The organism is Streptomyces sp. NPDC087263 (assembly GCF_044744645.1).
In the GTDB taxonomy this organism is placed as follows: Bacteria; Actinomycetota; Actinomycetes; order Streptomycetales; family Streptomycetaceae; genus Streptomyces.
This window is the reverse complement of record NZ_JBIUYT010000002.1, coordinates 374263-388473: the sequence shown is the minus strand read 5'-3', so window position 1 is coordinate 388473 and position 14211 is coordinate 374263. Positions and strand designations below refer to the sequence as shown.

The following is a 14211-nucleotide window of genomic DNA, read 5'->3' as shown; positions in this document are numbered from 1 at the left end:
CAGAGGTCTGTCTTCCGGTTCAGCGGAGTCAGATGTCGCAGGCGTCCTGCCAGCCGCACGCGCCGCAGATGACCAGGTCCAGGGCCCGGTCGCTGAGGTGGTCGACAGTCACGTACGGGCGCAGCCGGTCACTGCTCACTCCGCACCGCGGACAGGCCGCGAAAAGGCCCAGTCGGCCGAAGTCGCTGATGGACAAGACGCTTTCGGAGACGTTGCCCCGAACGGTGGGCGCGGGCACGGCGGTTGAACCGATGTGCACGATCATGGCCGCCGCCGCGTCTGCCATACGGTCCGCGCCCCTCGCAAAGCGTACGTGACGCAGGCTGCCCAGGGAGGGCGGCAGCGGCGTGTCGTAGAGGCGGACGGGCACGAGGCGGGCCTCGCCGGTGCCGGTGAGCCCGCTCGGCAGGCCGGATTCTGTCAGGGCCTCGCCCCACGCGGTTCCGGCGGCGGCCGACCACAGGAGGACAACGGCGTCGTCCGTATCGGCGGAGGGGCACGCCATGCTGCGGGACGCAGGGGAGTCGTCCGAGCCCGTCGTCCACGCGTCGAGTACGAGGTCGGCCCCGACACGCCTCAGCGCGGCCGCCAGCGAAGACGCTGGTCGCTCGTCCTGCTGCTGGTACGAAAGTCGGGTGCGCATGAGCTCATGGTGCGCCACGGGGGCACGCCGTGGCGTGTGCTTTTCGAACACCGGACAGGCCCTAGAGGAGGTGGTCGGCCTTTCCGGCCTTGATGTCCCGGATGAGGGTGCGGAGGGCTTCGCGGGTGTCGGTGAGGTAGTGGTCCTCCTGGCCGGCGATGGCTATGTAGGCGTTGCCGGCGGGGTCGGGGTCGGTGCCTATGCGGAAGCAGTTGTTTCCCTCGGCGCAGTAGGGCTCTTCCCAGATGATCTCGGGCATGGGGGCTCCTCAAAGTTGCTGGGCGATGGCGTGGATGAGGTCGCGTGAGTGCTCCGGACTCAGGGTGTGGGAGTGCCACCAGTCCATGTGGGCACGGTACTTGGCGAGTTGGGCGTCCGCGTGGGTGAACTCGCCGCCGTGTGCGGAGTCCAGCTGGACGGTGTCCAGTTGGGGGACGGCACCGCTCGCGTACAGAACGGCGTGCCCGGCACCGGGGAAGGCTCCGGCCTCGACGGGGAGTACGCGCAGCTCGACGTGTTCGCGCTCGGACGCCTCGCACAGGTGCGCAAGCTGCTCACGGGTGGTGCGACGCCCGCCGAACTGCATGCGCAGGGCCCACTCGTGCACGTACGCGACGTACTCGACGGGGTCGTCGCGATCGAGCACCTGCTGACGCTGCAGGCGTTGCACGACGCGTAGTTCGACCTCCGACTTGGGCAGCGGCGGCAGCGCTGAGTCGAAGACGGCGCGGGCGTATCCACTGAGTTGGAGGAGCCCAGGGATGTGAACGGTCTGATAGCTCCGGAGGCGGGAGGCGAACCACTCCAACTCGGCAACGTCCAGCAGGCCTTGGGGCAGTGTTCCCTTGAACTTGTCCCACCAGCCCCGCTTGCGCGAGTCGGCGAGGGCTACCAGCGCGCTGACGTAGGCCTCGTCCGCGCAGTCGTAGTTGCTGGCGAGTATCCGGATCCGATCGGGTGACGTGGCCCGGACGCCCGACTCCATGTTGGAGACCTTCGTCCGGTCCAGCCCGAGGAGTCCGGCGGCGTACTCCGTGGTCAGATCAGCCGCGAGTCGCATCTTGCGCAGCTCGGCGCCCAGGCGCTTCTGACGTTCCGTCGGCGCGGGCCGTGTCGGCATCGGCACCTTCCTCCCCGATTGGTCGGGGATCAGTCTGCACTGTGCGCCGCGCGCCGGTCCACTTCACCGGAGGCAATGTGAGCGACTAGGTGGCACACGTACCCCATTAAGCCCTACAGTCAGTGACAAGTCGCTTACGGCTCGGCGTCGTTCGGAAGCGCATCGCGCGAGCCTGCCCGCGTTCTCCCTGCCCTGGGAGGGGTGGGCTCGTGTCAGGGAGACAGGCCACTGGTCGAGCCGTACGCACATCGTCATGTCCGCTGGATCTCAAGGGAGTTCGTCATGTCCTCATCGCCGGCCGTCTCGGCCTGCCCCATCTCCGCCGAGGTCGGGGACGCCGCACCGCCGTCCCCGGACACGCTCGCGTACAGCTTCACGTTGCCCGCCGGGCCGGTGAGTTCGCGGATCGCGCGGGCGGCGACCCAGGTGGCTCTTCAGGCGCACGGGCTGGAGGACATGACGGAGGCGGCGGTGCAGGTGGTGGCTGAACTGGCGGCCTGCGCCTGCCGGTTCACGCCGGACGCTTCGGTGTATGTGTCGCTGCGTTTTCGGGAGGGGGCGTTGCGGGTGATCCTCTACGACGGGCATCCGCGACACAGTCATCCCCGGCTGGCGGCGGCCTGCGATGCGCGAAGGCGGGCGGCGCTGCGGGTGTTGGCGTGCGTGGTGCGGGTTTGTGAGGGGGAGTGGGGGTTCGGGGAGGCCCGGGAGCCCGGGGGTGGGACACGGATGTGGGCGGTGTTGCCCTGGCGAGGGGCTCGGGACTTTGCGGCGGTGGGGGTTGGGATTGGAGTTGAGGTTCGGAAGGGGTGACGCTCTCACCCCTTGACCGCCCCGCCCAGAGCAAACCCCCCGCCCAGTCGCTTGGCCACCAGCACATACAACAAGATCACCGGGGTCGAGTAGATGATCGAGAACGCCGCCAACTGCCCATAGACCACGGTCCCCCGATTCCCGAAGAAGTCATTGATGCTCACCGACGCGGGCATTTGATCCGGCGTGAGCAGCAGCATGAAGGGGACGAAGAAGTTGCCCCACATCATCACGAACGAGAACACCGTGACCACGGCCACGCCCGGTCCCATCAGCGGCAGCACGATCCGCAACAGCGACTGGAACGATGACGCCCCGTCCGTCCAGGCCGCCTCCTCCAGCTCCTTCGGGACCCCGTCCATGAAGTTCTTCATCAGCCAAATGGCGAAAGGTAGTTGAGAGGCCGCGAAGAAGAAGATCGTGCCCTGCATGGTGTCGATCAGGTTCACCTGAACGAACAGGGCGTACACCGGCACCATGATGGCCGTGATCGGCAGACTCGTCGCGAACAGGATGGTCAGCAGGAAAGGCCGGTTCAGCCGCGATCGGAAACGGGACAGTGGATAGGCGGCGAGTGTCGAGCAGATCACCGTCAGCAGCGTTCCGCCTCCGCAGAGGATGAGGCTGTTGAGCAGCGGGGTGAAGGTGATGTCCGGTTTCAGGACCGCGTCGAAGTTGTCCAGCGTGAGGCTGTCGGGGGCCTGCACCCGCAGGCCCGCGTGTGGGTCGAGCGCGGACAGGACCACCCAGACCAGCGGCAGCGCGAACGCGGCGGCCAGGGCGAGGAGTCCGGCGTCCGCCGCCAGCCGCCGGGTGGAGCGCCGCCGGGAACTGAAGGGCGTACGAGCAAGCTGAATGGCCATCTCAGACCTCCGTCCGCAGCAGTCGCATGTACACGAGCGAGAACAGTGAGCCGACGACCAGGAGCAGCAACGCCACCGCCGTCCCGTACCCGATCATGCTCTTCTGGAAGGCCTGCTCGTACATGAACAGCGGGAGGGTCTGGCTCTTGCCGCTCGGCCCGCCCCGGGTCATCACCCAGATCAGCCCGAAGACGGAGAGGGTCTGGAGCGTGTTGAGCATGAGATTCGTGCCGATGGAGCGGCGGATCATCGGGAGGGTGATGTGCCACATCCGCCGCCAGCCCCCCGCCCCGTCCACCTCCGCCGCCTCCGTGATCTCCTTCGGGATTTCATTCAGCGCGGCGGAGTAGACGAGCATCGAGAAGGCCGTGCCCCGCCAGACGTTCGCGAACGACACCGCCAGGATGGGCAGGGTGAACAACCAGTTCTGGGACGGGAGATGGAGCCAGTCAAGGATGGCGTTCAAGGTCCCTTCCCGCCGGAAGAAGGCGTACAGCAGGAACCCCGCGACCACCTCCGGCAGCACCCACGCCGTGATCACGATCCCGCCCACCACCGTCCGTACCGGCTTGGACGCTCGCTGCATCAGTGCGGCCAGTGCCAGCCCCAGCGTGTTCTGCCCGACCAGCGACGACAGCACCGTGAACACCAGCGTCAGCCAGACCGCGTTCAGGAACGCCTCGTCCTGGAACGCCGCCCGGAAGTTGTCGAAGCCGACGAACGACGCATGGGCCTGGCCCGTCAACTGCAGGTCCGTGAAGGCGATGTAGGCGCAGTAGCCGATCGGGCCCGCGAGGAAGAGGACGAGCAGGATGACGGCGGGGGAGACCGGGAGCGCCCGGACGACGGCGCGACGGAGGCCTCCCCGGCGAGGGGAGGCGACCTTCGTGTCCGGAGGACGTACCTGAGGTGCCACCGGCGTACTCACGCTCACTTGGTGACCACTTGGTCGTCGGTGGCCGTCTTCAGTTCCTCGTCGTATCCGCTCGCCGCCTTCTCGACCGAACTGTCGCCCGTTGTCACGCCCTCCATGGCCTCCTGGATGGCGGTGGAGACCTTCGGGTACGCCGGGTACGCGGGCCGGTAGTGCGTGCTCGCGACCAGGTCCGTGAAGAACTTGATGCCGGGCTGCGCCGCCACGTACGCCGGGTCGGCGGCGACGTCCTTCCGTACCGCGATACCGGAGTTGGCGATGTACCACTTCTGCGCGTTCGCCTTGGTCTGCATCGTCTCGATGAACTTGAAGGCCAGGTCGGGGTTGGACGACTTGGCCGGAATCGACCAGGTCCAGCCGCCGGACATGCTCACCTTGCCGGGAGCCTGGCCGTTCTGCGTCGGCATGTACGCGAGACCGAGCTTGTCGGACCACTCGGGCCATTCGTGGCCCGCCCCCGCCAGCCAGTCCTGCGGGAGCCAGCTGCCGTCGAGGTTGATGCCGAGCTTGCCCTCGGGCAGCAACTCGCCGCGGACCGTGGTGGAGATGTTGGGGTCGAGGGCGTCGGAGACCTCCGGGCCCAGCTTCTCCTTGAAGACCGTCTCCACGAAGGCGAGGGAGTCCTTGAAGGCCTGGCTGCCGGCGATCCACTTCTTGGAGGCGGTGTCGTACAGGGGATCCGTGGTTCCGTCCCCCGTGCCGTACAGCAGCATCTCGAAGCCCTGCATGGTGGCGGCCTCACCGGCGGGCTTGCCCGTGTAGACGTTCAGGGGTGTGACGCCGGGAACCTTCTCCTTGATCGTGCGGGCCGCGTCGAGGACCTCGTCCCAGGTCTTCGGCTGCCAGTCGCTCGGCAGGCCCGCCTTCTTGAAGATGGCCTTGTCGAACCAGAGGCCCCGGGTGTCCGTCCCGTCCGGAACGCCGTACGTCTTCCCGTCCTCCGCCTTGGCCGCCGTCTTCGCCGTGTCGATGAACTGGTCCCAGTCCGGCCACTTGTCGAGGTAGGAGTCCAGGGGCTTCAAGTAGCCGCTGGTGATGTCCGAGTTGATGAGGAAGGTGTCCTCGTAGACCAGATCGGGGGCCGTCTTCGGCGATCTCAACATCTGCTGGATCTTGGTGTAGTACTCGGAATCCGCAGCCTTGATCGGGACAAGCTCGATCGTTTTGCCGGGGTTCGCTGTCTCGAACTGCTTCTTCATCTCACCCAGGTAGATGTCCGGCACTCGGATCGCGTTGTCGGTCGACTGTTTGTAGGCGACCTTCACGGTGTCCGGATCGCTGCCGGACCCTGACCCGCAGGCCGTGAGGGTGGTCGCGGTGAGCAACGCGACGAGGAGAAGTGGGGCGGCGGTGGGGCGCACGGGCACGACCTCCTACTGACCGACATCGTTGTCGGTCAAGACTTGTATGCCCGGCGAACGTAAGAGGCGGGAGTATGTCAGGTCAATGACCTTGCAGCGGCTGGTCAAGTCGCGACAGGACTGCTGGTGTTGTCCATTGCGGAGGCGCCGGCCACGCTCGGGCTCGCGATGCGGGTCGAGTCGTACGCGCAACCTTCGTCCGCCGCCATGGGTCTACCTCGTACGAGGTGAACGGGCCACGCTGGGGGGCGGCATGACGTCGTACGACGGGGATCGCGGGTTTGTCGAGCGTGTGCGCCGGTTCTTCTGGTTTCCACGGGGGGAGTTGCGAGACGTCGTGCCGATCCGGCCCCTTGTCTGGAGCTGGTTCTTCTTCGCGGCAGCGGGGGCGGGGATCGTGGCCGTCGGTTGGACGGAGTTCGTGGACCTCATCGCTCTCTGGACCGTGTTGGCGATGATCGACGACGTCACCAAAGGTGTGCGGAACCGCTGGCCGGCCTTCATAACCGGTCTGCTGGTCCTCTGGTCCGTCGGCAGGCTGGTGCGCTGGGGAACGCCCGCACCGGCCGACCCCGACTGGGCCGACTATTCCGGCCTCGTGTGCGGGAGCCTGGCGGCCCTCGTGGTCTTCGCCGCGATCACGCGCATACGACCACCTCGTCCACGAGACCATTGACGACCCGCCCAGGTTCTAGCCCTTCACCCACCGGTACTGCAGCTCCGGCCGGCCCACCTGCCCGTACTGCGGGGCCCGCGCCGCCCGTCCCGACTCCACCAGGTGTTCGAGGTAGCGCCGGGCGGTGATCCGGGAGATGCCGACCAACTCGGCGATCCCGGCCGCCGTGAGGCCCTCGCCGCAGTCCCGCAGGGTGACGGTGACGCGTTCGAGGGTGGGGGCGCTCAGGCCCTTGGGGAGCGCCGCCGGGCCAGGCGCGCGCAGGGTGGCCAGGGCGCGGTCCACCTCGTCCTGGCCGCTCGCCTCGCCCGCCGCCGCGTGGAACTCCGCATACCGGATCAGGCGGTCACGCAGTGTGGCGAAGGTGAAGGGCTTCAGGACGTACTGGACGACCCCGAGCGACACACCCTCCCGTACGACCGCCAGATCCCTAGCCGACGTCACCGCTATCACGTCCGCGTGATAGCCGGCGGCGCGCAGCGAGCGGGCGAGCTGTAGGCCGTGCGTGTCCGGCAGATGCAGGTCGAGCAGCAGCAGATCCACCGGCGTACGGTCCAGCGCGCGCCGTGCCTCCGCACCCGTGTGCGCCTTGCCGACAGCCGTGAAGCCGGGCACGCGGCCGACGTACATGACGTGGGCGTCGGCGGCGACCGGGTCGTCCTCGACGACGAGTACGCGGATGGGGTCGGTCGTCATACGTCGCCTCCAGGCAAGGCGGGCTGGGCGGGGTGAGGGGTCTGGGCGGCGTGGGCGGTCTGGAAGGGCTGCGCGGTCTGGAAGGGCTGAGCGGACTGGGTGGGCTCGGGCCGGTCGTCCTGCTGTCGGGTCGGCGCGGTCGGCGTGGTCGAGACCTCGGCCCCGGACGCCGCGGCGGATGCGTCGGCCCCGGATGTCGTGGTGGGTGTGTCGGCCTTGGATGTCGTGGTGGGTGGCCTGGTCTCGGATGTCGAAGTGGGTGTGTCGGCCTCGGACTTCGTGGTCGATGCCCCGGCCCGGGACGTCGTGGTCGATGCCCCGGCCCCGGACGCCGTGGCGGATGCCCCGGCCCCGGACGCCGCGGTACTCGGCGTCGAGGACACCGTAGGCAACGGCAGCCGCGCCTCGAACTCCGCCCCACCCCCGGCGGCCTCCGCCACCGTCAAGGTGCCGTCGTGCCTGCTCACGGCCTGTCGTACGAGAGCCAGCCCCAGGCCCCGGCCGCCGGGCCCCGACGGCTTGGTCGACCAGCCGCGCTGGAAGACCGCCTCCGCGTGAGCGGGGTCGACCCCCGCACCGGTGTCGGCGACCCGCAGCACCAGCCCGTCGGCGTCCGTGAACGCCGTCACGGTGACCCGCGCGCCCACCGTCCCCTGCGCCGCGTCCACCGCGTTGTCGATGAGATTCCCCAGGACCGTTACCAGGTCGCGGGCGGACAGGGAGTCCGGCAGGAGTCCGTCGTCGATGGCGCTGTCCTGGGAGACCACGAGTTCCACTCCCCGCTCGTTGGCCTGCGCGGCCTTGCCGAGCAGCAGGGCGGCGAGCACCGGTTCGCTGACCGCCGCGACCACCTGGTCGGTGAGTGTCTGGGCCAGTTCCAGCTCCGCCGTGGCGAACTCGACGGCCTCCTCGGCGCGGCCCAGCTCGATGAGCGACACCACCGTGTGGAGGCGGTTCGCGGCCTCGTGCGCCTGTGAGCGCAGCGCCAGGGTGAAGCCGCGCTCCGAGTCCAGCTCGCCCATCAGGGACTGGAGTTCGGTGACGTCACGCAAGGTCACGACGGTGCCGCGGCGGTCGCCGCCGGAGACCGGGGAGGTGTTCACCACCAGGACGCGGTTCGCGGTCAGGTGCACCTCGTCCACCCGCGGCTCCGCCGACAGCAGCGCGCCCGTCAGCGGTGCGGGCAGCCCGAGCTCGGCCACGGAACGGCCGACCACATCGCCGCTCACCCCGAGCAGCTCGCGCCCGCCGTCGTTGATGAGCGCCACCTTGAACTGCCCGTCCAGCATCAGCAGACCCTCGCGTACGGCGTGCAGCGCGGCCTGGTGGTAGTCGTGCATGTGGCTCAGCTCGGCCGCGTTCATCCCGTGGGTGGAGCGGCGCAGCCGGGCGTTGATGACGTACGTGCCGAGACCGCCGAGGGCCAGGGCGCCCACCGCGACCCCGAGGAGCGCCGTCACCTGGTCCTGCACGCGGGCGGTGATCACCTCGACCTTGATACCGGCGCTGACCAGGCCGATGATCTTGTCGTTGTCCCGGATCGGAACCACCGCGCGAACGGATGGACCCAGCGTGCCCGTGTACGTCTCCGTGAAGGCCCTGCCCTCCAGCGCGGGGCCGATGTTGCCGAGGAAGTGCTTGCCGATCAGCGTCTCGTCGGGGTGGGTCCAGCGGATGCCGTGCGTGTCCATGATCGTGACGAAGTCGACGTCCGTGTCCGCCTGCACGCGGAGGGCGTACGGCTGGAGGGTCTTCGTCGGGTCGGTGGTGTGGATCGCCTCGCGTACCGAAGGAGAGTCGGCGACCGAGCCGGCCACGGCCATGGCCTGGCGACCCGCGGACTCCTCGGCCTGGCCGCGGTCGCTGACGTAGCTGAACAGCGCGTACCCGGCGACGAGCACCGCGATCAGCACGGCCTGCATGCCGAAGAGCTGACCGGCGAGGCTGCGGGGTCTGGGGACGCGGGGCAGGCGCATGGCTAACAGTCTCCCTCCACGTATAAGTGTGAACTAAATGAACGGAAGGGTGACCGCCCTCACAAGGCGGGAGATAGTCACCGCATCCCCTGGGAGTGCGCCTCCAGGACAGGCCGGGAGCCTTGTCTCCCGGATCCACCCGGGAATCCGCCTCCCGGGTTCTGGAGGCGCGACTTCCGGATCCCCGGTCGTGAGCCGCACACCGGGTTCCGCCGGTCGTGAGCCGCACGCCGGATGATGCCGACGACGTCGTCAAGGAGGGCAGCCGTGGCCAGCACCCCGCAAACCGCACCTGCCGCACCCGCCGTAAAGCGGGACCGCACCCACTATCTCTACATCGCCGTGATCGGCGCCGTGATCGTCGGTATCGCCGTCGGCCTGATCGCTCCCGACTTCGCGGTCGAGCTCAAGCCCATCGGCACCGGCTTCGTGAACCTCATCAAGATGATGATCTCCCCCATCATCTTCTGCACGATCGTGCTGGGCATCGGCTCCGTACGCAAGGCCGCCAAGGTCGGCGCCGTCGGTGGTATCGCACTGGCCTACTTCACGGTCATGTCGCTGGTCGCGCTGAGCATCGGCCTGGTCGTCGGCAACATCCTGGAGCCGGGCACCGGCCTCGCCGTCACCGACGCGATCAAGGATGTCGGGCACGCGCAGGTCGACGCGGAGGCCAAGGACACCACCGACTTCCGGCTCGGCATCATCCCGACGACGATCGTGTCCGCCTTCACCGAGGGCGAGGTCCTGCAGACCCTGCTCATCGCGCTGCTCACCGGCTTCGCGTTGCAGGCCATGGGCCCCGTCGGCCAGCCGGTCCTGCGCGGTGTCGAGCACATCCAGCGGCTCGTCTTCCGCATCCTCGGCATGGTGATGTGGGCCGCCCCGATCGGCGCCTTCGGCGCCATGGCCGCCGTGGTCGGCTCTGCGGGTGTCGACGCCCTGAAGAGCCTCGCCGTCCTGATGCTCGGCTTCTACGCCACGTGCTTCCTGTTCGTCTTCATCGTGCTCGGCGCGCTGCTGCGGATCGTTTCCGGCCTGAACATCCTCACGCTGTTCAAGTATTTGGGCCGTGAGTTCCTGCTGATCCTCTCGACCTCCTCCTCCGAGTCCGCGCTGCCGCGGGTCATCGCGAAGATGGAGCACCTGGGCGTCAGCAAGCCGGTGGTCGGCATCACCATCCCGACCGGCTACTCCTTCAACCTCGACGGCACCATGATCTACATGACCATGGCCTCGCTGTTCATCGCCGACGCCATGGGTACGCCGATGTCGATCGGCGAGCAGATCCCGCTGCTGCTCTTCCTCTTCGTCGCCTCGAAGGGCGCCGCCGGTGTCACCGGCGCCGGCATAGCGACCCTGGCCGGCGGCCTCCAGGCGCACAAGCCCGCCCTGGTGGACGGCATCGGCCTGATCGTCGGCATCGACCGCTTCATGAGTGAGGCGCGCGCTCTGACGAACTTCGCGGGCAACTCCGTCGCCACCGTCCTGATCGGCACCTGGACGAAGGAGATCGACATGGACCGCGTGAACCGTGTCCTCGCCGGTGAGCTGCCGTTCGACGAGAAGACCCTGCTGGACGATGACGAGGACACCGTGGTTCCGGCCGACGCGGACGTCCCGGAGCAGGGCGGCGAGAAGGAACTCGCCAAGGCATAAGCCTCGCGGGTGCCCTCCTGAACGGGGCGCCCGCGAACCGGGGACCGGGACACCCCCTCCCCAGAACGCCGAGCGGCCAGGCCATCCCCCGTAGCCTGGCCGCTCGGTGCGTCTGCGGTAGCCGGAAACCGTGAGCCAGCTACCGGAAGGCAGCTACCGGAAGCCGGAAGCCGGAAGCCGGAAACTGTGAGCCAGCCGGCAGCCAGCAGCCGCGACCTCAGTCGTAGCTCAGCTTCGCCACCAGCTCGGTGGCGTGTGAGGCGGATACGCCTGCCGAGGTCAACAACGTGACCGCGGCGGAGCGGCCCGCCTCTTCCGCCGCCAGCAGGCCGTGGTTCACCGCCTCCATGAGGGCGAACAGCATCTGCTCGTGCACCTGGGCGAGCACGGTCGCGGGCAGCGGAGACTTGAACACCCCCTGTTCCAGACCGCACCGGAGTACCTCCACGGCAGCCCCGCGGACCGGCGCGAGCCGGACACGGATCCCCTGCACCGTGACACTGCGATGGGCGAGCCCGACGAGCAGCCGGTAGCGGTCGGCGACCTCCCAGCAGGCGAGCGTCGAACGGACCAGCGACTCCAGCGGATCCTCGACGCCTTGGCGGCCCGCCATGTGCGCCGACTCCACCGCGTCCACAGCGGCGTCGAACAACGTGTGGATCAGCGCCTCACGGCTCGGGAAATGCCCGTACACCGTCCGCCGTACGACGCCCGCGGCTCGCGCGATCTGGTCAATGGACGCGTCGGGATCACGCAGCAACTCCGTGAGCGCGACATCGAGGATGCGGCGGCGGTTCACGTCCGCACGGCTGGGGGCTTCCGCGTGGCCGGCGATTTCCGTGGTCATGACGGCCATTGTGCCTGGCCTTGGGGAAAGCCCCTGCCCCCTCCACAAGGGCTCCACCAACTGCCCGTAGGGGTCGGTGATGGCACCGCCGCACGGCTCGTGGCATGCGCGAGTACGACGGGGCCATCCATCGGTTCTGTCCGAGGTTCTGCCCGGGGTTCTATCCGAACTGGCCGGGCTGGTAGTCGCCGGCGGGCTGCTGGATGATGACGTTCACTGGGTTGAAGGCGTTGATGAGGGAGATGGTGCACACGAGGGCGGCGAGCTGCTCCTCGTCGTAGTACTTGGCGGCGTTCGCCCAGGCCTCGTCCGTGACGCCGCCGGCCGCGTCGGCGATGCGGGTGCCCTGCTCCGCCAGCTCCAGAGCGGCGCGCTCGGGATCGGTGAACACCGTGGCCTCGCGCCAGGCGGCGACCAGGTTGAGGCGGGTCCAGGTCTCTCCGGCGTGGACGGCGTCCTTGCTGTGCATGTCGGTGCAGAAGCCGCAGCCGTTGATCTGACTGGCGCGGAGCTTCACGAGTTCCTGTGTCGAGGCAGGCAGCGTCGAGTCCGCGAGCACCCCGCCGGCGGCGACGAGGTGCTTGGTGAACTTGGCCGCGACCGGGTTGGCGAAGACGTTCAACCGAGCTTCCATGGTGCACTCCTGCCGTTGTTTGCGGATACACCCCTTCGACGGGACGGCTCGGCCGGTTGTGACATGCGCGAATGTGACGTGCGTCTCCCGACCCGGAAGGTTCTCGCGGGTTCCTACCGTCCCGCCGCCCCGTCGAGCCTCGCCATGTCGGCCGGTGTCAGTGTCAGATCGGCCGCCCCGGCGGAGTCCCGGATCGTCTCCGGGCGGCTGGCGCCGGGGATCGGGAGCATGGTTGGGGAGGAGGCCAACAGCCAGGCCAGACAGATCTGTTGGGGGCTGACGCCGTATGTGTGGGCCAACTCGTGGAAGGCGTCGAAGCGCGGGTCGGGGTGGGGCTTCGACGGGCTGTCCAGGGAGCTTCGGGAGATCCCGCCCAGGGGGCTCCACGGGAGGAAGGCGATGCCGAGGTCCGTGCAGAGGCGGAGCTCGGGGTCGCTGTCGCGGACGGCGGGGGAGTACCGGTTCTGGACCGAGGCGAGGCGGGCGCCGAGGAGCGTGCGGGCCTGGTGGATTTGGGCGACGGTCGTGTTGGAGATTCCGGCGAGGCGGATCTTGCCCTCGTCGAGGAGTTCGCGCAGGGCGCCGAGCGATTCCTCGAAGGGGATGCCCGGGTCGGGCTTGTGGAGCTGGTAGAGGCCGATCGCCTCCACACCGAGCCGCTTGAGGGAGGCCTCCGCCGCCGACTTGAGGTGGCGCGGAGAACCCGTCACCGTCCAGCCACCGTCGGCCGCTCTGCCGCGCCCGCCCTTCGTGGCCACCAGCACGTCGGCCGTGTCGCCGCCGTACGTCGCCAGGGCGCGGGCCACGAGCCGTTCGTTGTGACCGGGCTCCTCACCCGGCAGGTGGTACGAGTCCGCCGTGTCCAGGAGCGTGACGCCCGCGTCGAGGGCGGCGTGCACGGTGGCCACGGCACGAGCCTCGTCCGGGCGCCCCTCGATGGACAGGGGCATCGCGCCGAGGCCGATCGCGCCGACGCGGAGGTTTCCGAGGGGGCGGTAGCGCATGTCAGCCGGCCTTCCGTAGGGTCTCGGTCACGGCGCGCGGCAGCCAATTGCTTACGTCACCGAAGGTGAAACCGAGCTTCGTCGCACGGGAGTTGTCCATGCCGTACGAGCGCGTGAACGAGAACGGCGAGACATCACCGGCGTCGGCACTCCGGAAGACTGTTCTGCCCTCCGGGAGATGTACGGCCACCGCCGCGCACAACTCCTCGGTGGTGAGCGTCCCGTGGGAGGCGGCGTTCACCGGCCCGGTGAATTCGGCGCCCGCCGTCCAGGTGAGGAAGTCCGCGATCTCCTCGACGTGGATGTAGGTCGCGGGGTGGTTCACAGCGGGTACGGCGATCGGCTCGCCGGTACGGATGCGGTCGGTGTAGTGGTCGAGGCGGCCGGTGAAGTCGTCGCCTCCGCCCAGGACATGGGCGACGCGTACGGTCACGTACGGAAACGCGGGGCCGGCAGCCGCGAAGACCGCCTCGGCCTGCCGCTTGCCCTCTCCGTAGTGCGCGTCGAGGAACTCCGGGTCGTCCCAGGGGAGTTCGAGGTCGACGGCGACCGTACGAGGGTCCACGGCATCCTCGGGTACGAGGGCCGCCGAGTCCTCGTACCCGTATACCTCGACGGTGGACGTCATGACGTACCGCCGGGTGCGGCCCGCGAAGACGCGTCGCGCGATCTCGGCCTGCCTGGGTGTGTAGCAGACCTGGTCGATGACGACGTCGAACGTGCGTGGACCCAGCACGCCTTCCAGGGACTTCTCGTCATCGCGGTCGGCGACGAGGTGAATAACCCCGGGGGGCGGTGCCGACGAACCGCGATTGATGACGGTGACCCGGTCTCCGGCGGCAATCAGCCGGGCGATCACCCGCTTTCCGAAATACCGGTTTCCGCCGATGACGCATACCTCGCGCACGGTGTCCCTCCCCGCAAAACAATCCCTGAGCTGCTGTGGCCCATAATTCTCCCGAGGTGACGGTGAGGTCTGAAGGGG

At 68.6% G+C, this 14211-nt stretch carries 15 protein-coding genes; 3 read left to right on the top strand and 12 right to left on the bottom strand.

All coding sequences use genetic code 11. The annotated features are described in order from the left end of the window. Window positions 1-28 precede the first annotated feature (28 nt). The 3 genes from ACIPC1_RS06955 to ACIPC1_RS06945 all read right to left on the bottom strand — a co-directional run bounded on the left by ACIPC1_RS06955 (window position 29) and on the right by ACIPC1_RS06945 (window position 1763). A complete protein-coding gene (locus ACIPC1_RS06955) occupies window positions 29-643 on the bottom strand; it encodes a TIR domain-containing protein (protein WP_402513989.1) in 615 nt (204 codons plus the stop codon). Window positions 644-704: 61 nt separating this feature from the next. Beyond that, window positions 705-902: a hypothetical protein gene (locus tag ACIPC1_RS06950; RefSeq protein WP_402513987.1), complete on the bottom strand. Its 198-nt coding sequence runs from the start codon at window positions 900-902 to the stop codon at window positions 705-707. 9 nt (window positions 903-911) lie between these two features. Further along, complete coding sequence (locus ACIPC1_RS06945) at window positions 912-1763, bottom strand: helix-turn-helix domain-containing protein (protein WP_402513985.1); 852 nt, start codon at window positions 1761-1763, stop codon at window positions 912-914. A 282-nt stretch (window positions 1764-2045) separates the two neighbouring features. Between ACIPC1_RS06945 and ACIPC1_RS06940 the strand changes: the two genes are divergently transcribed. Beyond that, complete coding sequence (locus ACIPC1_RS06940) at window positions 2046-2576, top strand: ATP-binding protein (protein WP_402513983.1); 531 nt, start codon at window positions 2046-2048, stop codon at window positions 2574-2576. Window positions 2577-2581: 5 nt separating this feature from the next. On the opposite strand, the gene ACIPC1_RS06935 is transcribed toward ACIPC1_RS06940, so the two are convergent. From ACIPC1_RS06935 to ACIPC1_RS06925, 3 genes are read right to left on the bottom strand one after another with little or no spacing between them, the layout of a single operon-like run. Then, the gene (locus ACIPC1_RS06935; protein WP_402513981.1) at window positions 2582-3439 is read right to left on the bottom strand and encodes a carbohydrate ABC transporter permease; all 858 of its coding nucleotides are present in this window, start codon (window positions 3437-3439) and stop codon (window positions 2582-2584) included. A gap of 1 nt (window position 3440) precedes the next feature. Beyond that, the gene (locus ACIPC1_RS06930) at window positions 3441-4373 is read right to left on the bottom strand and encodes a carbohydrate ABC transporter permease (protein WP_402513978.1); all 933 of its coding nucleotides are present in this window, start codon (window positions 4371-4373) and stop codon (window positions 3441-3443) included. Beyond that, complete coding sequence (locus ACIPC1_RS06925) at window positions 4370-5734, bottom strand: extracellular solute-binding protein (protein WP_402513976.1); 1365 nt, start codon at window positions 5732-5734, stop codon at window positions 4370-4372. Before ACIPC1_RS06925 ends, ACIPC1_RS06930 begins: the two co-directional genes overlap by 4 nt. Window positions 5735-6071: 337 nt before the next feature. Between ACIPC1_RS06925 and ACIPC1_RS06920 the strand changes: the two genes are divergently transcribed. Further along, window positions 6072-6410, top strand: coding sequence for a hypothetical protein (locus ACIPC1_RS06920; protein ID WP_402513974.1), 339 nt, complete (start codon window positions 6072-6074; stop codon window positions 6408-6410). Window positions 6411-6425: 15 nt separating this feature from the next. Here the strand turns inward: ACIPC1_RS06920 and ACIPC1_RS06915 are convergent, their stop codons facing one another. After that, entirely contained in the window at window positions 6426-7106 is a 681-nt protein-coding gene (locus ACIPC1_RS06915; RefSeq protein ID WP_384392959.1) for a response regulator, read from the bottom strand. Beyond that, window positions 7103-9082 (bottom strand): ATP-binding protein, encoded by a 1980-nt coding sequence (locus tag ACIPC1_RS06910; protein WP_402513971.1) that lies wholly within the window; start codon window positions 9080-9082, stop codon window positions 7103-7105. Before ACIPC1_RS06910 ends, ACIPC1_RS06915 begins: the two co-directional genes overlap by 4 nt. Before the next feature lie 237 nt (window positions 9083-9319). Between ACIPC1_RS06910 and ACIPC1_RS06905 the strand changes: the two genes are divergently transcribed. Next, entirely contained in the window at window positions 9320-10741 is a 1422-nt protein-coding gene (locus ACIPC1_RS06905; RefSeq protein WP_402514834.1) for a cation:dicarboxylate symporter family transporter, read from the top strand. Window positions 10742-10958: 217 nt separating this feature from the next. On the opposite strand, the gene ACIPC1_RS06900 is transcribed toward ACIPC1_RS06905, so the two are convergent. The 4 genes from ACIPC1_RS06900 to ACIPC1_RS06885 form a co-directional block, all read right to left on the bottom strand. Then, window positions 10959-11597: a TetR/AcrR family transcriptional regulator gene (locus tag ACIPC1_RS06900; protein ID WP_402513969.1), complete on the bottom strand. Its 639-nt coding sequence runs from the start codon at window positions 11595-11597 to the stop codon at window positions 10959-10961. 151 nt (window positions 11598-11748) lie between these two features. Further along, window positions 11749-12222: a carboxymuconolactone decarboxylase family protein gene (locus tag ACIPC1_RS06895; RefSeq protein WP_402513967.1), complete on the bottom strand. Its 474-nt coding sequence runs from the start codon at window positions 12220-12222 to the stop codon at window positions 11749-11751. Between the two features lie 113 nt (window positions 12223-12335). Next, window positions 12336-13226 (bottom strand): aldo/keto reductase, encoded by an 891-nt coding sequence (locus ACIPC1_RS06890; protein ID WP_402513964.1) that lies wholly within the window; start codon window positions 13224-13226, stop codon window positions 12336-12338. Window position 13227: 1 nt separating this feature from the next. Further along, a complete protein-coding gene (locus ACIPC1_RS06885; RefSeq protein ID WP_402513962.1) occupies window positions 13228-14133 on the bottom strand; it encodes an NAD-dependent epimerase/dehydratase family protein in 906 nt (301 codons plus the stop codon). Window positions 14134-14211 lie beyond the last annotated feature (78 nt).